This is a genomic window from Bradyrhizobium pachyrhizi (assembly GCF_001189245.1).
Taxonomy (GTDB): Bacteria; Pseudomonadota; Alphaproteobacteria; order Rhizobiales; family Xanthobacteraceae; genus Bradyrhizobium; species Bradyrhizobium pachyrhizi.
In genome coordinates this window covers 19,609-38,791 of sequence record NZ_LFIQ01000083.1, presented here as the reverse complement: position 1 = coordinate 38,791, position 19,183 = coordinate 19,609, and the positions used below count along the sequence as shown (strand labels likewise).

17 protein-coding genes and 1 pseudogene are annotated in these 19,183 nt (G+C 64.2%); 12 read left to right on the top strand and 6 right to left on the bottom strand.

The genetic code is table 11. The annotated features are described in order from the left end of the window. From AKL29_RS45040 to AKL29_RS18440, 4 genes and pseudogenes are all read left to right on the top strand, one after another. A pseudogene (locus AKL29_RS45040) lies at positions 1 to 147 on the top strand (ABC transporter ATP-binding protein); the annotation flags it as partial. Then, on the top strand, positions 144 to 1,112 hold the full coding sequence (locus tag AKL29_RS18450) for an ABC transporter ATP-binding protein (protein WP_050385113.1): 969 nt from the start codon (positions 144 to 146) through the stop codon (positions 1,110 to 1,112). The pseudogene AKL29_RS45040 and the gene AKL29_RS18450, both read left to right, overlap by 4 nt. A gap of 122 nt (positions 1,113 to 1,234) precedes the next feature. Continuing rightward, a complete protein-coding gene (locus AKL29_RS18445) occupies positions 1,235 to 2,305 on the top strand; it encodes an alcohol dehydrogenase (RefSeq protein WP_028334327.1) in 1,071 nt (356 codons plus the stop codon). A 112-nt stretch (positions 2,306 to 2,417) separates the two neighbouring features. Further along, positions 2,418 to 3,500, top strand: a complete 1,083-nt coding sequence (locus AKL29_RS18440) for an isocitrate/isopropylmalate dehydrogenase family protein (RefSeq protein ID WP_050385112.1) — start codon at positions 2,418 to 2,420, stop codon at positions 3,498 to 3,500. 35 nt (positions 3,501 to 3,535) lie between these two features. On the opposite strand, the gene AKL29_RS46685 is transcribed toward AKL29_RS18440, so the two are convergent. Then, entirely contained in the window at positions 3,536 to 3,850 is a 315-nt protein-coding gene (locus AKL29_RS46685; protein ID WP_050385111.1) for a hypothetical protein, read from the bottom strand. 647 nt (positions 3,851 to 4,497) lie between these two features. After that, positions 4,498 to 4,893: a helix-turn-helix domain-containing protein gene (locus AKL29_RS18425; RefSeq protein ID WP_016844123.1), complete on the bottom strand. Its 396-nt coding sequence runs from the start codon at positions 4,891 to 4,893 to the stop codon at positions 4,498 to 4,500. A 621-nt stretch (positions 4,894 to 5,514) separates the two neighbouring features. Between AKL29_RS18425 and AKL29_RS18420 the strand changes: the two genes are divergently transcribed. Then, positions 5,515 to 5,772: a hypothetical protein gene (locus AKL29_RS18420; protein WP_050385110.1), complete on the top strand. Its 258-nt coding sequence runs from the start codon at positions 5,515 to 5,517 to the stop codon at positions 5,770 to 5,772. A gap of 43 nt (positions 5,773 to 5,815) precedes the next feature. Here AKL29_RS18420 and AKL29_RS18415 read toward each other — a convergent pair whose 3' ends face one another. From AKL29_RS18415 to AKL29_RS18405, 3 genes are all read right to left on the bottom strand, one after another. Next, entirely contained in the window at positions 5,816 to 7,135 is a 1,320-nt protein-coding gene (locus AKL29_RS18415; RefSeq protein ID WP_028338130.1) for a dicarboxylate/amino acid:cation symporter, read from the bottom strand. 87 nt (positions 7,136 to 7,222) lie between these two features. Beyond that, on the bottom strand, positions 7,223 to 8,731 hold the full coding sequence (locus AKL29_RS18410) for a sensor histidine kinase (RefSeq protein ID WP_082190621.1): 1,509 nt from the start codon (positions 8,729 to 8,731) through the stop codon (positions 7,223 to 7,225). Between the two features lie 185 nt (positions 8,732 to 8,916). Next, positions 8,917 to 10,191, bottom strand: coding sequence for a serine hydrolase domain-containing protein (locus tag AKL29_RS18405; protein ID WP_050385108.1), 1,275 nt, complete (start codon positions 10,189 to 10,191; stop codon positions 8,917 to 8,919). 169 nt (positions 10,192 to 10,360) lie between these two features. Here AKL29_RS18405 and AKL29_RS18400 point away from each other — a divergent pair, with 169 nt between their 5' ends. The 6 genes from AKL29_RS18400 (at position 10,361) to AKL29_RS18375 (ending at position 16,286) form a co-directional block, all read left to right on the top strand. Next, on the top strand, positions 10,361 to 11,275 hold the full coding sequence (locus tag AKL29_RS18400) for an intradiol ring-cleavage dioxygenase (RefSeq protein WP_050385107.1): 915 nt from the start codon (positions 10,361 to 10,363) through the stop codon (positions 11,273 to 11,275). Positions 11,276 to 11,618: 343 nt separating this feature from the next. Further along, a complete protein-coding gene (locus AKL29_RS18395) occupies positions 11,619 to 12,929 on the top strand; it encodes a CmpA/NrtA family ABC transporter substrate-binding protein (protein WP_050385106.1) in 1,311 nt (436 codons plus the stop codon). Positions 12,930 to 12,989: 60 nt separating this feature from the next. Then, on the top strand, positions 12,990 to 13,892 hold the full coding sequence (gene ntrB, locus AKL29_RS18390; RefSeq protein ID WP_050385105.1) for a nitrate ABC transporter permease: 903 nt from the start codon (positions 12,990 to 12,992) through the stop codon (positions 13,890 to 13,892). Positions 13,893 to 13,902: 10 nt separating this feature from the next. Beyond that, positions 13,903 to 14,697 carry an ABC transporter ATP-binding protein gene (locus tag AKL29_RS18385; protein ID WP_028338125.1) on the top strand — a complete coding sequence of 265 codons (795 nt, stop codon included), beginning with the start codon at positions 13,903 to 13,905 and terminating at the stop codon, positions 14,695 to 14,697. Between the two features lie 115 nt (positions 14,698 to 14,812). Next, a complete protein-coding gene (locus tag AKL29_RS18380; protein WP_050385104.1) occupies positions 14,813 to 15,238 on the top strand; it encodes a globin family protein in 426 nt (141 codons plus the stop codon). A 148-nt stretch (positions 15,239 to 15,386) separates the two neighbouring features. Then, a complete protein-coding gene (locus AKL29_RS18375) occupies positions 15,387 to 16,286 on the top strand; it encodes an SMP-30/gluconolactonase/LRE family protein (RefSeq protein ID WP_193395229.1) in 900 nt (299 codons plus the stop codon). Between the two features lie 83 nt (positions 16,287 to 16,369). Here the strand turns inward: AKL29_RS18375 and AKL29_RS18370 are convergent, their stop codons facing one another. Further along, positions 16,370 to 17,455 carry a substrate-binding domain-containing protein gene (locus AKL29_RS18370; RefSeq protein WP_050385165.1) on the bottom strand — a complete coding sequence of 362 codons (1,086 nt, stop codon included), beginning with the start codon at positions 17,453 to 17,455 and terminating at the stop codon, positions 16,370 to 16,372. 117 nt (positions 17,456 to 17,572) lie between these two features. Between AKL29_RS18370 and AKL29_RS18365 the strand changes: the two genes are divergently transcribed. Next, entirely contained in the window at positions 17,573 to 19,054 is a 1,482-nt protein-coding gene (locus AKL29_RS18365) for an aldehyde dehydrogenase family protein (RefSeq protein WP_050385164.1), read from the top strand. The last annotated feature ends 129 nt before the right edge of the window (positions 19,055 to 19,183 follow it).

Here is a 19,183-nt window from a genome sequence, read left to right as displayed (position 1 = left end):
CGGCCGCTCAAGGGTTGCTCGTTCTCGCCGCGTTGCCGCTACTCCGCGGAGCGCTGCGGCACGGAGAAGCCGCAGCTCAGCCGGGCTGAAACGCCGGAGCATCTCTACGCCTGCTTCCATCCGATCACCGCGGGGGTCGGCGCATGATGCTGCAGGCAGCCCCCGATCCGCTGATGAAGGTGGAAAACCTCGTCGTCGAATATTCGGTAGGGGGCAAGACCATCCATGCCGTCTCCGATGTCAGTCTCGAGATCGCGCGCGGCGAGACGCTGGGGCTGGTCGGCGAATCCGGCTGCGGCAAGTCCACCCTCGGCCGCGCGGTGCTGCAACTGCGCCAGGCCGTCTCCGGCAAGGTGCTGTTCGACGGGCACGATCTGACCACGCTGAAGGGCGAGCCACTGCGCAAGATGCGCCGGCGCGTGCAGCTGATCTTCCAGGACCCGATTGCCTCGCTCAATCCGCGGCGGCGGATCGGCGACATCGTCGCCGAGCCGCTGGTGATCGCGGGCGTGAAGGATCCCGAGGAACGTCGGCGGCGGGTCAGCGACGTGCTGTCGGCGGTCGGCCTCGATCCGGCGCTCGTGAGCGGACGCCTTCCGCATGAATTCTCCGGCGGACAATGCCAGCGCATCTGCATCGCCCGGTCGCTGGTGCTCAATCCGGAATTCGTGATCTGCGACGAACCGGTGTCCGCGCTCGATGTCTCGATCCGCGCCCAGATCCTCAATCTGCTGGAGGAGATGAAGGCGCGCTACGGCCTGACCCTGCTGTTTATCGCCCACGACCTCGCCGTGGTGAAGGCCGTCTCAGATCGCGTCGCGGTGATGTATCTCGGCCGGCTCTGCGAGGTCGGCCCGTCGGAGCAGTTGTTTGCACGGCCGGCGCATCCCTATACCGCGCTGCTGATCGAGGCGATCCCGGTGCCGGATCCGGATGTCCGCCCGACCCAGAGCGTGCCGGTCGGTGAGCCGGCGTCGCCGATCGCGCCGCCCTCCGGCTGCCGCTTCCGCACCCGCTGCCCGCGGGCCGACGCGCGCTGCGCCAGCGAAGTGCCGGAACTGCGCGTGGTTGCGCCCGGCCAGTTCGCGGCTTGCCATCATCCGCTGGTCTGAATAGGCCTTGGCCTTCAGGCGAGCTGCATGGCGGCTCGCTCGAAAATGGGATCATGAGCGTTTGTCCCGGACGGGCAGGCGTGGCAAGGTCCGCCGCAAGAACAAGCTACGGGAGAACAGCGATGAAGAGTTTCCAGGTCGTCGATTTCAACGCCCCCTTGAAGGAGGTCGATCAGCCGACGCCGCAGCCGTCGGGCACGCAGGTGCTGATCAAGGTCAAGGCCGCCGGCGTCTGCCACAGCGACCTGCATATCTGGGAGGGCGGCTACGATCTCGGCCACGGCCGCAAGCCGCTGTCGCTGAAGGATCGCGGCGTCTCGCTGCCGCGTACGATGGGCCATGAGACGGTCGGCGAGATCGTGGCCTTCGGGCCCGACGTCAAGGACGCCGACAAGGGCGGCCTCAAGGTCGGCGATGTCGCGCTGGCCTATCCCTGGCTCGGCTGCGGCAAATGCCCGACCTGCCTCGGTGGCGACGAGAACATGTGCGCGATCAAGCCGAATGCACTCGGTGTCTATTGCGACGGCGGCTACGCCGACCACATGACGGTGCCGCATCCGAAGTATCTGCTCAACCTCAAGGGGCTCGATCCCGTCACGGCCGCGCCCTATGCCTGCTCCGGTGTCACGACCTACAGCGCGCTGAAGAAGGTCGAGAAGGATCTCGACACGCCGATCGTGATCTTCGGCGCCGGCGGTCTCGGCCTGATGGCGCTCTCGCTGTTGAAGGCGATGGGCGGCAAGGGCGCGATCGTGGTCGATATCGACGCCAGGAAGCGCGAGGCGGCCGAAGCCGCCGGCGCGCTCGCGACCGTTGACGGCAAGGCGCCCGACGCGCTGGAACAACTCGTCAAGAAGGCCGGCCAGCCGATCCGTGCCGCGATCGATCTGGTCGGCAACGCCCAGACCTCGCAGCTCGGCTTCGACTGCCTGACCAAGGGCGGCAAGCTCGTGATCGTCGGCCTGTTCGGCGGCGGCGCGCCCTGGGCGCTGCCACTGATCCCGATCAAGGCGGTCACCATCCAGGGCAGCTATGTCGGCAATCTGCGCGAGACCCAGGAGCTGCTCGACCTCGTGCGGACCAAGAAGATTCCGGCGATCCCGGTCACGCCGATGCCGCTGGCAAAGGCGAACGAGGCGCTGACCAATCTGCAGAAGGGCCAGCTGGTCGGCCGCGCGGTGCTGACGCCGTAGATCAACTCACCGTCATCCCGGGATGGTGCGCAGCACCAGACCCGGGATCTCGAGATTCCGGGTTCGATGCTCCGCATCGCCCCGGAATGACTGTTGTGTTCCGGAGATTCCCATGTCCGCCAACGACGCCCTCCACATCGCCGTCCTCGGTGGCGACGGCATCGGCCCCGAGGTGATGGCGCCGGCGCTCGACGTGCTGCGCAAGATCGAGGCGCCGGCCGGTCTCAAATTCCGCTTCACCGAGGCGCCGGCCGGCGCGGGCCATTACAAGGAAACCGGCAAGTCGATGCCGGAGAGCACGATCCGGCTATGCGAGGAGGCCGACGCGATCCTGCTCGGAGCCTGCGGCCTGCCGTCGGTGCGCTACCCCGACAACACCGAGATAGCGCCGCAGATCGAGTTGCGCATGATCTTCGATCTCTATGCCGGCGTGCGGCCCGCGCGATTAATCCCGGGCGTGGCGAGCACGATCGTCGGCGCCGACCAGCGGGGCATCGACCTCGTCGTGATCCGCGAATCCACCGAGGGCCTGTTCGCCTCGATGGGCAAGGGCGTCGTCACCGACAGCGAGGCGCGCGAGACGATGGTGATCACGCGCAACACCTCCGAGCGGCTGTTCGAGTTCTCGTTCCGGCTCGCCGAACGCCGCAAGGGGCGCGGCAAGGTCAATGGCGGGCTGACCTGCGTCGACAAGGCGAACGTGTTCAAGGCGTTCGCATTCTTCCGGAACATCTTCGACGAGACTGCGAAGCGTCATCCCGACGTCAGAGCTGACCACCTCTACATCGATGCGACCGCGGCTGCGCTGGTGAAGCGCCCGTGGGACTTCGACGTCATGGTGACCGAGAACATGTTCGGCGACATCCTGTCCGATCTCACCGCCGGCCTGATCGGCGGCATGGGCATGGCGCCGTCTGCCGACATCGGCGACCGCTACGCGGTGTTTCAGCCGTGTCATGGCACGGCGCCCGACATCATGGGGCAGGGCAAGGCCAATCCGACCGCGATGATCCTGTCGGCCGCGATGATGCTGGACTGGCTCGCCGACAAGCATGGACTCGAAAGCGCCGCCGAAGCCGGCGAGCGGATCGAGCGCGCGGTCGACAAGGTCTACGCCGACGGCATCAAGCCGTTTGAGTTCGGCGGCAGCAACGGCACGACCGATGTCGCGAAGGCGGTGCTGGCAGCGCTCTAAAGCGCGATGAGATTAGGTTGAATCGTCATCGCGCCTTAGCTCTTTGTTTGAGCATGATCTTTTTGGAAAACCGCTTCGCACTTTTCCGGATCATGCTTTAGCCGCGGAAGGGTGAGGGGGCCGAAGCCCCCTCGCTGATGATTAGCGATGGTGTCCGCCGTGATGTCCGCCGCCGTGATGGCCACCATGATGTCCGCCGTGATGAGGGCGGTGCCCGTAATGATGCGGGCGATGGTGGAATTGCGGACGATGATGCCATCCGTGATGGCGCGGTCCGTAGTAGCCGTATGCGCCCGGTCGCCAATAGCAGCGGCCCCAGCGATCGCAGACCTGGCGCACCTTGTCGACATTGGACGTTTCGCCCGCGATGTGACCGGCTTGCGGAAGCCCGTTGGGCATCGCGGATGCCGCGCCGGACATCAACGCTGCGCTTCCAAGCGCGGCGAGTCCAATAACGGCAAGCTTGATATTCATCGAGATCTCCTTGGTTGAAGCCTGAAAACGTTCGTGCGGGCCACTTCGTTGCTGCGGCAAAAAAGACAGGCTCGTGCACCTGGTTCTGGCGGCGCCGGTTCAACTGAGGAAATGCGGGAGTTCTGAGGTCGCCTGATGCGCGGGCGACAATTGGCCGCGCGACAGAATGGCGACGCATTGCGCGCGCATGCGCTGCGCGAGATGGGCAGTCGAAGCGCGAGCTGGAAAAGCGCGGCGCGCATGCGCGGCGACGCGCGCGAAGATCATGCTCAGGTGGAGCGATGAGATCATGACGCGATGCTCGTCGCCGCTTCATGACCGCGCATCCGGCCAGGACTGAAGCTATCCGCCTGGATCACAAAATCTTGAAAGACAGCCGCGCCTCAAGAAAAAGCGCCGCCATCGGCGATGGCAGCGCTTTTACATCCTCCTGGCCCGACCGGCGTGTGCGGCCGCAGCGGCCGGCGACCGGCCGTTGCGGTGTGGTGGGATCGCGTTCGCGGCGCCGCGACCCGATCCGCGCTCAGTCTTCGTTGGCGGCGATCGATTCCATCAGCGACACCAGCTGACGCTGCACCGTCTGATCCTTGATCTTGCTGTAGGCGCGCAGCAACCGGAGGCTGAACGCGCTGTCGAGGAACAGCAGGCTCTCGACTTCGCGAGCCTTGTTGTCGCCGTCGTAGAAGAAGGTGACCGGCACATCCAGCGCGGTCGCGATCTGTTGAAGGCGGGCAGCGCCGACACGGTTGACGCCCTTCTCGTACTTTTGAACCTGCTGGAAGCTGACGCCAAGCTTGTCGCCGAGTTCGGCCTGCGAGATCTTTTGCTCGACACGGCGCAGGCGAATCCGCTTGCCCAACTCAATGTCCGGCTTGCCGGCACTGCGCTGCTTCATCTTCTTTGCTGCTGATCTGTTCATTCTTGTGACCCGTCCTTCAAATCGAGAATCCCTGGCCCGGTTGGGTCAGGGACACGTTCATGATGTACCGCGTTAAGCTCGAGTGGATCGCCAGTTCGTCTGAACTACGAAATCCAGGAAGATCGCGGGATGGTATCCAAACGCAAAAGCGCAAGGAAACACCCTAGTACCGACTCGGTCGACTACCTGAAGTCGACCGCGCCAAGGTGTCTGTCGACACCCCGCCCTCTACATTTGGCAAAATATTGACCAAACCACAACTAGCGCGAGTTTGATCGACACAGATTTTGCGCACATGCATAATAGGCGTCAATGCACAGCGCCCGTAGTTCTACGGGCCACTATATTGTACGGGCGTCGTTGCACGGATGCAACCCCAGCTAGTGCAGCCTGAGGTCGAGAAGTGGCCGGCAGGTGCTTGACTGAATCATCCGATTTGCAAGAGTTTGACGTAAGTCCAAGTCGGGCTTTCGGAATGTTGCTGGACAATTGCCCAAAAGTTCTCAATCATCTGGAACAAATGTGTGCCTACGACAAGCCGGCGAACTCTGGCGGGAGGGGCCAATGAAGCGAAAGAGGGGAACGCCTCGACTCTACCTCGCGGCTTCGGGAGTTGAAGATATGCCGGTCGCAAACACGGAAGAACGGTTGCTGGCGCTGCTCGCAACGCTGGAGGAATGTCAGGCGTTCCTGACCGACCGGGCGAACACGGAGACGGCGCGGCTGTTGTCCCTTGCCATCCTCGAGCTTCGGATGGAGCTCCACAAGGTAACGGATTCCGAGCTGAAGGCCCTCTGTGACATGATCGCTTCGGATGAGCCCGTGCTGGAACAAACGACGGCCCGGCAACTGCCGCCGTATTTGAGGCTGATCAAGTAAGCCAGCGCCCGCGCGGGACGCTGCTCGGCTTGGGACGTACGGCTCAGCCCGCAGTCACGTCAACCGCCTCGGCGCCTTCGAGCACGCGACGGGCCTTGTCGCGGTCGAGGTCACCTTCCCATGCCGCGACCACGACGGTGGCGACGCAGTTGCCGATCAAATTGCCGACTGCGCGCGCCATGCCGATGAACCAGTCGACGGAGAGCACCAGCACGAGGCCAATCGCCGGGATGCTCGGCACGGCGTTGAGCGTCGCCGCCAGGATGACGATCGCCGAGCCGGGTACGCCATGCGCACCTTTCGAGGTGATCAGCGACACGCCGAGCACCAGCATCAGGTCGCCGAACGACAGCGGCGTGTTGGTCGCCTGCGCGATGAACACGACCGCGAGCGTCAGGTAGATCGAGAAGGCGTCGAGATTGAAGGAATAGCCGGTCGGGATCACGAGGCCGACCACCGAATCCTTGACGCCGAAACGCTCCAACTTGCGCATCACCTGCGGCAGCACCGCGTCGGACGATGCAGTGGCGACCACGATCATCAGCTCCTCGCGCAGGTAGCCGAGGAATTTGAGTATGTTGATGCCGGCGAGCGCCATCACGGCGCCGAGCACGCCGAGCACGAAGATCGCGACCGACACGTAGAACAGCGCGACCAGCGACAGCAGCTGCTTCAGCGAACCGACGCCGTATTTGCCGACCGTATAGGCGACGGCGCCGAGCACGCCGATCGGCGCGAAGCGCACGATGAGGCCCATCGCGCGGAACAGCACGGTCGAGACAGCGTCGATGAAGGAGGAGATCTTCTCGCCCTTCTCGCCGCCGACCAGTGCCAGGCTGACGCCGAAGATGATGGCGAAGAACAAGACCTGCAGCACGTCGTTGCGCGACAGCGCGTCGAACGAGGTGGTCGGGATGATGTTGAGCAGGAAGCTGCCGATGCCTTCGCCCTTCAGCTTCTGCGCGTTGCTGGCATAGTTGCCGAGCGCCTTGGCATCCAGCGTCGAGGTGTCGATGTTCATGCCGTGGCCGGGGCCGAACAGATAGGCGAGCAGCAGGCCGACCACGAGCGCAACCGTCGTCATCGCCTCGAAATAGACCAGCGCCTTGACGCCGACCCGGCCGACCTTCTTGAGGTCGCCGGCACCCGCAATGCCGTGCACGACGACGCAGAACACGATCGGCGCCACGATCATCGAGATCAGCTTCAGGAAGGCATCGCTGAATATCTTCAACCCGATCGCGAAATCGGGCGCGGCCATGCCGATGACGATGCCGAACAGCAGCGCGACAAGCACCTGCACGAACAGTGATGTGTAAAGCGGCTTGCGCGCCACTGTCGCTTCCGCTGCGATGGTCGACATGACTTCCCCCTGTTTCTGGCCGGCCGAACCCGCCCATCATAGCAACTTGCGTGCCAAGATGTCGCAGGATCGGCCGCGCCTAGCCGGTCAGCCGTCGATTTCGAGGGTGCTGGTCACGGTGTAGACGACGCCGTGGGGCAGGAAATCCACGGTGGCCTCGCCGCCGAGCTGGTCGCGGGCACTACGCTCGATCAGCCGTGAGCCGAAGCCACGCTGGACCGGCGCGGTGACCTGTGGGCCGCCGGTTTCGGTCCAGATCATCCGCAGCTTCGATCCGGGGCCCTCGTTGAGGATTTCCCAGTCCAGCGTCACCGTGCCGGTGTCGTTGGACAACGCGCCATATTTGGCGGCGTTGGTCGCCATCTCATGCAGGATCATCGACAACACCAAGGCAAGCCGGGGCGACAGCGGCACGCGGGGGCCGAACATCCTGACCCGCGCGGACGTGTTCAAGAGGTAGGGCCGCAGCACGCGGCTGACGACGTCCTGGAAGTCGGAGCCCTGCCATTTGTCGGTGGAGAGCAGATTGTGCGCCTCGGCCAGCGCGCCGAGCCGCCCCTCGAACTTGTCGCGCTCGGTGCGGCTTGCACTGCGGAAGGTCTGCGTGGCGATCGATTGCAGGATCGCCAGTGTGTTCTTGACGCGGTGGTTGAGCTCTTCGATCAGCAGGTCGTGCAGCATCTCGCCGCGCGCGATCGTGGTTGCCATCCGCACCGCAAAGCCGAGCCCGACCAGCAGCAGGACGCCGCCGATCACGCTGGTGATCGCCAGCGAGCGCCACAGCGGCGCCACCAGCGAGTTCTCCGCGATCCCCGCGGCGACGGTCCAGCCGGTGACCCGCGACCGGGTGAAACCGGTGATCAGCGCCACGCCCTCCAGCGAGACGGTCGGCAGCGTCGCCTCGCCGCGGCGGAACATCTCGGCAAACAGCGATGGCGAGGCGCGCTGCCCGATGGTCGCCTGCGGATTTGGCACCCGCGCGAGGTTGACGCCGTCGCTGTCGAAGATCGAGATGGTCCAGTCCTGGTTAAGGCGCTGCTTCTCGATGATGGCCTGGAACACCTCGATCGGCGGGCTGAAGGAGATATCGTAAAGCACCTCGCCGTCGCGCATCACCGGCACCTCGACGGTGATGATCAGCCGCTGCTTCACCGCGCCGAAGAACAGGTTGGAGTATTGCGGCTGCCGCGTCGCGAACACCTTCTCGAGGATCTCGAGATTGTTGCGCGGCGGCAGGCTCGCGGTGTCCGGCGTCAGCGAGGAGAACACCTGGCGTCCGGCGCGGTCCGCCACCAGTACCACGCCATCCTTGCCGTACTGGTCGATGAAGCCGACCGCGACGCGGCGGAAGTTGTCGAAGTCGCTGTTGCGCAGCGAGTTGGTCAGGGCCAGCACCTGCAGCCCGCCGGTCATGCGCTGCATTTCCGCATCGAGCAGCAAGCGGATGCTGCGCGCCGTCTCCAGCACGCGCTGCGTGGCCGCCTGGCGATCCCGCTGATAATTGTGGAAGACGATCCCGACCGCGAAAATGATCAGCGGCAACATCGTTCCCGCGACCAGAAGCGCGAGACGGACTGGCAATGTCAGTTTCGGCACGAAGTCCCCGGGTCGGTGCCCATTCGCTGCGAGCTTAGGGGAGGCGAGCAAAATTCGCCAAAGGAAATAGTTTTATATCAGAGAGGTTCCGCGGCGCTTTGAGCATGATCCCTCGCGACAAACGCGGAACGCGTTCGCGCGGAGATCATGCTCAAACGAGGTGTGCGCCGCGGAATGACGTCGTGTCAGAGATTGCTCTCGGTGATCGCGGCGTAGACCATGGTGCGCAGCTCGCGCCGCAGCGGATAGGCGCTCGACGGCAGCACCTGGGTCATGAAGATCGTGATCAGCTCCTCGGCCGGGTCGATGAAGAACGACGTCGTCGCGGCGCCGCCCCAGTTGAATTCGCCCGGGCTACCGGCGATCAGCGTCTGCGACGGGTGCATGGTGACGGCGAAGCCGAGGCCGAAGCCGATGCCGTTATAGGCGGCTTCGGCGAACATCGAGCGCGACATCGCCGGCAGGTCGACGCCGCCGGGTAGATGGTTCGAGGTCATCAGCTTCAGCGTCTTCGGGCCGAGCAGCCTGACGCCGCCGAGCTCGCCGCCATTGAGCAACGCCCGGCAGAAGGTCAGGTAGTCGGCCGCGGTCGAGCAAAGTCCGCCGCCGCCCGAGATCAGCGAAGGCGGCGCCAGGAACGAGCTGGTGGTCGGATCGTCCTGCAGCGTCAGCGTGCCCTTGCGCTCGGCGGCGAGCGGGTTGAATCCGCCCTGCGGATCGGCGGAATAGCAGGCGGCAAACCGATGCGCCTTGTCGGCCGGTACGAAGAAATCCGTGTCGGTCATGCCGAGCGGCTTGAAGATGCGCTCCTTCAGGAATTGCTCGAACGGCTGGCCGGAGATCTTGCCGACGAGATAGCCGAGCACGTCGGTCGAGACCGAGTAGTTCCAGGCTTCGCCCGGCGAAAATTCCAGCGGGATCTTCGCCAGATCCTCGATCATGCCGTCGAGCGTGCCGGCCTTGATGACCTCGCCGATCTTCTTCTCGCGATAGGCCGCGTCGACATTGGAGCGCTGCTGGAAGCCGTAAGTGAGGCCCGAGGTGTGGCGCAAGAGGTCGACGATCTGCATCGGCCGCGTCGGTGGGCGGGTCAGGAAGGCGGGCGCGGTGCCGACGACGAACACGCCGAGGTTCTTCCATTCCGGAATATATTTCGCGACCGGCTCGTCGAGCGCGACCTTGCCTTCCTCGACCAGCATCATGAAGGCGACCGACGTGATCGGCTTGGTCATCGAATAGATGCGGAAAATGGTGTCGTCCTTGACCGGCACCTTGCGCTCGAGATCGGCAAAGCCCTGGACCGTGGAATGCACGATCTTGCCGCGGCGATAGATCAGGACCTGCGTGCCGGGAAAACGGCCGGCATCGATGTAGCGGCTCTTCAGATGCGCTTCGAGGCGGTTGAGGGCAGTGGTCGACATTCCCGCGGATTCGGGCGAGGCAGGCGTGGGGGCTAGCATCAGGGGTTTCTCCGGCTTGCAAGGCAGCCTTGATAGCCGAAAAGTGTCTGCTGCACCAATCCGCTGCCGCTTACCGGCCTTGGGCTGGTGGTGTACCGTCACCTCTGCAATCGCGCCCCCGAAGGGGCCCAAGGTATCTGCCAAGGTATCCGTCAAGGGAAACGCCGAGATGACCCAGTTCAACGAAACCGAGCTCACCGCCGCCGTCATCCGCAGCTTCGACCAGACACCCGATCCGCGGGCCAAGTTCCTGCTGCAGGAATTGGTGAAGTCGCTGCACGATTATGTGCGCAGGACCGATCTCACCTTTGAGGAATGGGACCAGGCGATCGGCTTCCTGACTCGCACCGGGCAGAAGTGTACCGACATCCGCCAGGAGTTCATCCTGCTGTCCGACGTGCTCGGCGTGTCGATGCTGGTCGATGCGGTCAACCATCGCGATCGCGACGGCGCGACCGAGACCACCGTGCTCGGCCCATTCTATGTCGGCGAGCACAAGGTGACGCCCCACGGCACCGACATCTCGGCAAACCTGCCCGGCGAGCGCATGTTCGTGCAGAGCCGCGTCACCGACCTCGACGGCAAGCCGCTGGCCAATGTGCCGGTCGATATCTGGCACGCGGACGATGACGGATTCTACGACTCGCAGAAGCCGAGCTATGCCACCGAAGGTCCGTCGTCGCGGGCGCGCTTCATCACCGATGCCGACGGCCGCTTCTTCTTCCGCACCATCGTGCCGTGCAGCTATCCGATCCCGACCGACGGCCCGGTCGGGCAGATGATCACGCAGACCAACCGTCACCCGATGCGGCCGGCGCATGTGCACTTCCTGGTCAACGCCAAGGGCTACGAGCCGCTGATCACGCATGTCTTCGTCGAAGGCGACAAGTACATCGATTCCGACGTCGTGTTCGGCGTGAAGGATGAATTGATCGCCAAGGTCGAGCGCCGCACCGATCCTGTCATGCCCGATGGCCAGCGATCGGATGGGCCGTGGAGCCTGATGACCTACGAATTCCACGTGAAGCCCGGCGGCGGAATGGCGCCCGCGCCGCTCGGCACCAAGGTCACCGAAGACGCCTGATCGGTTTCTGAACGCTTCTGCCCAATCCTTGTGCGCCGCACAAGGATTGGGCGAATCGCAAATTTTGGCAGCGCGTGGAAAACTCGCGCGTGCTGCGACATGTTACGCAAGGCTTTGCAGCGAAATCGATTTTTGCACTGCGGTAGATTGGCACAAGGCTTGAATAGTCATTAGCCGACGCCATTGAAGCCGTCCCTCGAGGCTACCCCATCGGATTTCTGACGCCGCCAGACCGGGGCCTTCCCGGTGCACGCCTTTTTGCGCCCTGCGCGCGTCGCCATCCGGAGGACGGCGCTCGACGCACTGACGCAACACCGCAACGCAACGACGCAAAGGACGACCGATGACCAAGCCCACCGCCAAGCCGCCAAGCCGCGGCCTCAGCCGCCGTCAGCTTCTGAAGGCAACCAGCGGCGCCGCCGCGCTGCTCGCCGCGGCCAAGCTCAACTTTCCCGCAGGCGCGTTCGCGCAGGGCGCCGGTCCCGAGGTGAAGGGCGCCAAGCTCGGCTTCATTGCGCTAACCGATGCCTCGCCGCTGTTCGTCGCCAAGGAGAAGGGCATCTTCGCCAAATACGGCATGCCCGATGTCGAGGTGCAGAAGCAGGCCTCGTGGGGCACCACGCGCGACAATCTCGTGCTCGGCTCCGAGGGCAACGGCATCGACGGCGCGCATATCCTGACCCCGATGCCGTATCTGATTTCGGCCGGCAAGGTGACGCAGAACAATCAGCCGACGCCGATGTACATCATGGCGCGGCTCAATTTGAACGGTCAGTGCATCTCGGTCGCCAAGGAATATGCCGATCTCAAGATCGGCATCGACACCGCGCCGTTCAAGGCGGCGCTGGAGAAGAAGAAGGCTTCCGGCAAGGCGGTGAAGGCCGCGATGACCTTTCCCGGCGGCACGCATGATCTGTGGATCCGCTACTGGCTCGCCGCCGGCGGCATCGATCCCGACAAGGACATCGAGACCATCGTGGTGCCGCCGCCGCAGATGGTGGCCAACATGAAGGTCGGCACGATGGACTGCTTCTGCGTGTGCGAGCCGTGGAATCTGCAGCTGATCCATCAGGACATCGGCTATACCGCGATCACGACCGGCGAGCTCTGGGACAAGCATCCGGAGAAATCGTTCGGCCTGCGCGCCGCCTGGGTCGACAAGAATCCGAAGGCCGCGAAGGCGCTGCTGATGGCTGTCATGGAAGCCCAGCAGTGGTGCGAGAAGGCGGAGAACCGCGAGGAGACCGCGGCGATCTGCGCCAAGCGGCAGTGGATCAACTGCCCGGTCGAGGACATCACCGACCGCATGAAGGGCAAGTTCGACTACGGCACCGGCCGCGTGGTCGAGAATTCGCCGCAGCAGATGCGGTTCTGGAGCGACAACGCCTCCTATCCCTATCAGAGCCACGACCTCTGGTTCCTCACGGAAGACATCCGCTGGGGCAAGTACGAGGCGGGTTTCGACACCAAGGCGCTGATCGCCAAGGTCAACCGCGAGGATCTCTGGAAGGAGGCTGCCAAGGAACTTGGCGTGTCGGACATTCCGGCCTCGACCTCGCGCGGCAAGGAGACCTTCTTCGACGGCAAGGTGTTCGACCCCGCCGATCCCGCCGCCTACCTGAAGTCGTTGTCCATCAAGCGTGTTGACGTCTGATTTGAGCGAGCCGCGCGAGCAGCGCGGCTCTCCTTTTTTGACCACGGAGATTTTCGTTCAATGTCGATGCCTGCCATGAAGACCGAAGTGTCGGCGGTGGCGATCCCGCCGGCCACTGTCGCGGCGCCGGTCGTGACCATGACGCTGAAGCGCGCGCCGCGCGCCGAGGCCTACGCCAGGATGGCGAAGGAGACCGCGGCGCGCGTGGTGCCGCCGCTGATCGTGGTCGCGCTGCTGCTGGTGGTGTGGGAGCTGATCTGCCGGCGCGCCGGCTCCAGCCTGCCGCCGCCGTCAAAAGTGTTCAAGGACACCAAAGAGCTGATCTTTGATCCGTTCTTCGATCATGGCGGCATCGACAAGGGCCTGTTCTGGCATCTCTCGGCCAGCCTGCAGCGCGTCGCCTACGGCTATTCGCTCGCGGCGATCGCGGGCATCGCGCTCGGCACGCTGGTCGGACAATCGGTCTGGGCGATGCGCGGGCTCGATCCGCTGTTCCAGGTGCTGCGTACCATCCCGCCGCTCGCCTGGCTGCCGCTGTCGCTGGCCGCATTCCGCGACGGCCAGCCCTCGGCGATCTTCGTGATCTTCATCACCTCGGTGTGGCCGATCATCATCAATACCGCGGTCGGCATCCGCAACATCCCGCAGGACTACCGCAACGTCGCGGCCGTCGTGCAGCTCAATCCGCTGGAGTTCTTCACCAAGATCATGATCCCGGCGGCCGCGCCCTACATGTTCACCGGCCTGCGCATCGGCATCGGTCTATCCTGGCTCGCGATCGTCGCCGCGGAAATGCTGATCGGCGGCGTCGGCATCGGCTTCTTCATCTGGGATGCGTGGAATTCCTCGCACATCAGCGAAATCATCCTGGCGCTGTCCTATGTCGGCATCATCGGCTTCGTGCTCGACCGCCTGATCGCGGGGCTGGGCAAGATCGTGACCCGCGGCACGGCGGCGAACTGAGGAGGACGTCATGCAGGCCTATCTGAAGCTCGATCACATCGACAAGACCTTCACCCGCGGCAGCGCCACCACGGAGGTGCTGAAGGACATCAATCTGACCATCGAGAAGGGCGAATACGTCTCGATCATTGGTCACTCCGGTTGCGGCAAGTCGACCCTGCTCAACATCGTCGCCGGCCTCACCGGCGCCACCAATGGCGGCGTGCTGCTGGAGAACCGCGAGGTCAATTCGCCGGGACCGGATCGGGCCGTGGTGTTCCAGAACCACAGCCTGCTGCCGTGGCTGACCGTCTACGAGAACGTCAAGCTCGGCGTCGACAAGGTGTTTGCAAGGACCAAGAGCAAGGCCGAGCGCGACGCCTGGGTGATGCACAATCTCAGCCTCGTGCAAATGGCGCATGCCAAGGACAAGCGGCCGAGCGAGATCTCGGGCGGTATGAAGCAGCGCGTCGGCATCGCGCGTGCGCTCGCGATGGAGCCGAAGGTGCTGCTGCTGGACGAGCCGTTCGGCGCGCTTGACGCGCTGACCCGGGCGCACCTGCAGGATTCGGTGATGGCGCTGCATCAGAAGCTCGGCAACACCATCCTGATGATCACCCACGACGTCGACGAGGCGGTTCTGCTGTCCGACCGCATCGTGATGATGACCAACGGCCCGAGCGCGCGGATCGGCGAGGTGCTCGAGGTGCCGTTGGCGCGGCCGCGCAAGCGGCTCGAGCTCGCGACCAACCAGGGCTACCTGAAGTGCCGGCAGCGCGTGCTCGAATTCCTCTATGAGCGCCACAGCTTCGTCGAGGCGGCGTGATGATCACGTCAACGGCAAGCGCTTCCGCTTTGAACCGAAGCGCCGGCTTCGGTTACCAATGCTCGCGTTTTGAAAAATCGTTTCAGAACTCATTTCATGACCGAGGAGAATTGAAATGAATCCGGCCCAAATCAAGCTGGTTCAGGACAGCTTTGGTAAGGTCGCGCCGATCTCGGAGCAGGCCGCGGTCATTTTCTACGACCGCTTGTTCGAAGTCGCGCCCGCCGTGAAGGCGATGTTTCCGGTCGACATGAAGGAGCAGCGCAAGAAATTGATGACGACGCTTGCCGTCGTCGTGAATGGGCTGAGCAATCTCGACACGATCCTGCCGGCCGCGAGTGCGCTGGCCAAGCGGCATGTCGGCTACGGCGCCAAGCCCGAGCATTATCCGGTGGTCGGCGGCGCGTTGTTGTGGACGCTGGAGAAGGGGCTCGGCGAAGCCTGGACGCCTGACGTGGCCGCCGCATGGACCGCGGCCTACGGCACGCTGTCCGGCTACATGATCTCGGAAGCCTATGGCCCGGTGCAGCCGGTCGAATAGCAGGCGGTGACAGAAGCCTTCCACGTCGCTGCAAGAGCCCTTCCATCCGGCCATCGCTCAGGCGGATAGGTGGATTGCTTCGCTGCGCTCGCAATGACGTGCGCAAGCATCTATGGTCCGCCCCGTTCCGCCAACGGGTGAGCCAACAATGATGTTTCTGGAAACGCCGCCGAAACTGATCGCGACTGAAATCTTCTCCGCCGTGCCGGCCGAATTCCGCCGCAGGGTGGCGAGCGAATGGGCCGACGCCAACCGCCCGGGCGCGGTGACCGACTGCTTCATCGAGGGACCGTCGTTCGATGCCGAAGGCAATCTCTACATCGTCGACATCCCGTTCGGCCGCATCTTCAGGATCGCGCCTGACAAGTCATGGTCGCAGGTTGCCGAGTATGACGGCTGGCCGAACGGGCTGAAGATCGATGCGATGGGCCGCATCCTGATCGCCGACTATCGGCACGGGCTGATGGAACTCGATGCCAGGTCGGGCGAGGTCACGCCCCTGCTGCGCTCGCGCAATTCGGAATCGTTCCGCGGCTGCAACGACCTGCACATCGCCTCGAACGGCGACATCTATTTCACCGATCAGGGCCAGACCGGGCTGCACGATCCGACCGGCCGCGTCTATCGACTGCGGGTGGACGGAGCGCTCGACTGCCTGATCGACACCGGCATCAGCCCGAACGGCCTGGTGCTCGATCCGCACGAGGCGGTGCTGTTCGTCGCCATGACGCGCGACAATGCGGTCTGGCGCGCACCGTTCATGAAGGACGGCAGCGTCTCCAAGGTCGGCCGCTTCTGCTCGCTGTTCGGCCCGAGCGGACCCGATGGCATGACGATGGACGCCGCCGGTCGGCTGTTCGTCGCGCATGCCTCGCTCGGCCATGTCTTCGTGTTTGCGCCGAACGGCGAGTGCATCGCGCGGATCAAGTCCTGCGCCGGGTCGAGCTGCACCAATGTCGCCATCGGCGGCGCCAACCGCGACCGGCTCTACATTACGGAGTCGGTGACTGGCTCGGTGCTGGTCGCCGACATCGGTGGGCTCGGCTAGATGTTTTCCCTGGCTGTCGATCCTCGTCGTCGCGCCTGGCGCGCGTCCCGCCATTAGGTCGGCTGCTCACCGGGTCTGGCTGATCAGCGGTCCGAATGCAGCTTCTCGAGAAACTCCTTCACGCCGCTGACGGCGCCGGTATGTGAGGCGACATAGCCGGGAAGGGCGCCCACCGCCTTGTGAAACTCGCTGCTCTTCATGATGTCGAGCACGCGCTGCATCGGCTCGGTCTCGAGGAAGGCGGGCTTGCAGACGAAGAAATAATCTTCCGTGAGCAGGCGGATGAAATCGAGCCCGAACTGCCGCGCCGCGGCCTCGACGCCAAAGCTTGCATCCGCCATGCCGCTCGCGACATAGGCGGCGACCGCCGCATGGGTGAATTCCATGTGCTGGGCGCCGTTGATCCGCCCTTCCGGGATCTTGTGCAGCGCCAGCAATTGATCGAACAGCAGCCGCGTGCCGGAATCGTGGTCGCGGTTGACGAAGCGGGCCTTGCGCTCGACCAGGTCCTTCAGCGTTGTGATCTTCAGCGGGTTGCCGCGCTTGACCATCAGGCCCATCTCGCGCGTCACGAAATTGATGACGCGGTCCTCGCGCGGATCGAGCCATTCGCGGCAGGCCTTGATGCCCTGCGCGCGCAATTCGCCGCGCGGCAGGTGCACGCCGGAGAGATCGCAGGCGCCCTGCGCCAGCGAGACCAGCGAGTTCTGGTTGCTGACATAGCGCAGATCGACGCCGACGCCGCCCGCGCGGTCAAGGAACTCGCGCAGCTTGGACACCGCAAAGCCATGGCTGGCATGGACCCGGATCACCGACGGTCGCTGCTCGAGAAACGGCTTGATCTCGGTGACCAGCTCCTGCGCGAGGTTTTCGAGCTGCAGCCCGAGCCGCGCCTGCATCCGCTCGCCGGCCCACACCAGCTTCTCGCCGAATGGCGTCAGCTTTGAGCCCTTGCCGCGGTGGGTTTCAACCAGCGGAACGCCGAAGAACCCGGTCCATTGCTCGATCAGGTTCCAGACATGACGATACGACAGCTGCGCGTCGTTGGCGGCACTGGTGATCTTTCCGGTCTTCCTGATCTCGTTGAGGATGCCGAGCATCACGACCGCGGTCTGCGGGCTGTTTTCTTTGCGAAAGCGCCAGACGGTCTCGATCTCGATCTGCAGCATCGTGGTCACCACTTATGAAGGTGACTTCATATACTGGCGTGCCAATAGGCACAAGATATCATATTTACTGCGGGTCAAAGCCTCCTAGTTTGAGTGACAACACCAGGAGGAAATATGATGTCAGTTGCATATGACTACGAGCGTGACCGCCGCGCCCCGACCATCAGGGACGAATTGCTGCTGATCGACGGCGCCCGCGTCCGTTCGTTGTCCGGAAACACCTTCAAGTCGCTCAATCCCGCCACCGAGCAGGTGATCGCTGCCGTCGCCGAAGGCAATGAGGCGGATGTCGACCGTGCCGTGGCGGCCGCCCGCCGCGCCTTCGAGGGGCCGTGGCGCACCATGCGCGCGGCCGAGCGCGGACACATCCTGCTCCGATGGGCCGAGCTGCTGAAGCAGCATGCCGACGAGATTGTCGCGCTCGAAAGCCTCGATGCCGGCAAGCCGATTGCGGGTGTGCTGCGCCAGGATTTTCCCGCCGCCATCGACACGCTGACCTATTACGCCGGCTGGGCCGACAAGATCAGCGGCGATGTGGTCTCGGCGCGCGACGACGCGCTGACCTATACGATGCGCGAGCCGGTCGGCGTGGTCGCCGCGATCGTGCCGTGGAATTTCCCGCTGATGATCGGCATGTGGAAGCTCGCGCCGGCTCTCGCCTGCGGCTGCACGATGGTGATGAAGCCGGCCGAGCTGACCTCGCTGTCGGCGCTCAGGATCGGCGAGCTTGCGCTCGAGGCCGGTTTGCCGAAGGGTGTGCTCAACATCGTGACCGGGCCCGGCCGCGTCGTCGGCGACGCGCTGGTCAATCATCCCGATGTCGACAAGGTGACCTTCACCGGCTCGCCCGGTGTCGGCCGCGGCATCATGAAGGGCGCCGCCGGCAACTTCAAACGCGTCTCGCTCGAGCTCGGCGGCAAGTCCGCCAATGTGATCTTCGACGATGCCAATCTCGAAGCCGCCGCCAAGGCCGCGGCTGCCGGCATCTTCTTCAACGCCGGGCAGGTCTGCTCGGCCGGTTCGCGCGTGCTGGTGCAGGAGAACGCCTATGACGAGGTGGTCGAGCGTCTGGTCGCCCGCGCAGAAAGCCTGCGGATCGGCGATCCCGCAGATCGCGCCACCGCGCTCGGTCCTGTCATCTCCGAGAAGCAGATGCGCTCGATCCTCGATTATGTCGAAATCGGCAAGCATGAGGGCGCGCTGCTGGCCACCGGCGGTGCGCGGGTCGGTGACCGGGGCTATTTCATCAGCCCCGCTGTGTTCGCCAATGTCGCGCACGAGATGCGCATCTCGCAGGAGGAGATCTTTGGCCCCGTCGTCAGCGTGATCAAGTTCAAGGACGAGGCCGATGCGCTGCGCATCGCCAACGGCACCGCCTACAGCCTCGCCGCCGGCGTCTGGAGCGCGGATATGGGCCGCGTGCAGCGCTTCGCCAAGAAGGCCCGCGCCGGCACGGTGTGGATCAACACCTATGGCTACACCGACGTGCGATTGCCGTGGGGCGGCGAGCGCGATTCCGGCCTCGGCCGCGAGCACGGCACCGCCGCGCTCGACAACTTTACCGAGCCGAAGGCGGTGTGGATGAATCTCAACGTTTGATGCGCGTCGAGAGACGCGTGAGCGCGCGTCACAATACAGCTGTCGTCCCGGCGAAGGTCGGGACCCATAACCCCAAATCCGCGTTGTTGGACCACGCTGGGGCCGCAGCGGCCTCTACAATTGACTTTT

Bases quoted from the DNA above. Each gene is read 5' to 3' on its own strand.
- AKL29_RS18450 (WP_050385113.1), top strand. From the start codon at position 144: ATGATGCTGCAGGCAGCCCCCGATCCGCTGATGAAGGTGGAAAACCTC.
- AKL29_RS18445 (WP_028334327.1), top strand. From the start codon at position 1,235: ATGAAGAGTTTCCAGGTCGTCGATTTCAACGCCCCCTTGAAGGAGGTC.
- AKL29_RS18440 (WP_050385112.1), top strand. From the start codon at position 2,418: ATGTCCGCCAACGACGCCCTCCACATCGCCGTCCTCGGTGGCGACGGC.
- AKL29_RS46685 (WP_050385111.1), bottom strand. From the start codon at position 3,850: ATGTCGACAAGGTGCGCCAGGTCTGCGATCGCTGGGGCCGCTGCTATT.
- AKL29_RS18425 (WP_016844123.1), bottom strand. From the start codon at position 4,893: ATGAACAGATCAGCAGCAAAGAAGATGAAGCAGCGCAGTGCCGGCAAG.
- AKL29_RS18420 (WP_050385110.1), top strand. From the start codon at position 5,515: ATGCCGGTCGCAAACACGGAAGAACGGTTGCTGGCGCTGCTCGCAACG.
- AKL29_RS18415 (WP_028338130.1), bottom strand. From the start codon at position 7,135: ATGTCGACCATCGCAGCGGAAGCGACAGTGGCGCGCAAGCCGCTTTAC.
- AKL29_RS18405 (WP_050385108.1), bottom strand. From the start codon at position 10,191: ATGCTAGCCCCCACGCCTGCCTCGCCCGAATCCGCGGGAATGTCGACC.
- AKL29_RS18400 (WP_050385107.1), top strand. From the start codon at position 10,361: ATGACCCAGTTCAACGAAACCGAGCTCACCGCCGCCGTCATCCGCAGC.
- AKL29_RS18395 (WP_050385106.1), top strand. From the start codon at position 11,619: ATGACCAAGCCCACCGCCAAGCCGCCAAGCCGCGGCCTCAGCCGCCGT.
- ntrB (WP_050385105.1), top strand. From the start codon at position 12,990: ATGTCGATGCCTGCCATGAAGACCGAAGTGTCGGCGGTGGCGATCCCG.
- AKL29_RS18385 (WP_028338125.1), top strand. From the start codon at position 13,903: ATGCAGGCCTATCTGAAGCTCGATCACATCGACAAGACCTTCACCCGC.
- AKL29_RS18380 (WP_050385104.1), top strand. From the start codon at position 14,813: ATGAATCCGGCCCAAATCAAGCTGGTTCAGGACAGCTTTGGTAAGGTC.
- AKL29_RS18375 (WP_193395229.1), top strand. From the start codon at position 15,387: ATGATGTTTCTGGAAACGCCGCCGAAACTGATCGCGACTGAAATCTTC.
- AKL29_RS18370 (WP_050385165.1), bottom strand. From the start codon at position 17,455: ATGCTGCAGATCGAGATCGAGACCGTCTGGCGCTTTCGCAAAGAAAAC.
- AKL29_RS18365 (WP_050385164.1), top strand. From the start codon at position 17,573: ATGTCAGTTGCATATGACTACGAGCGTGACCGCCGCGCCCCGACCATC.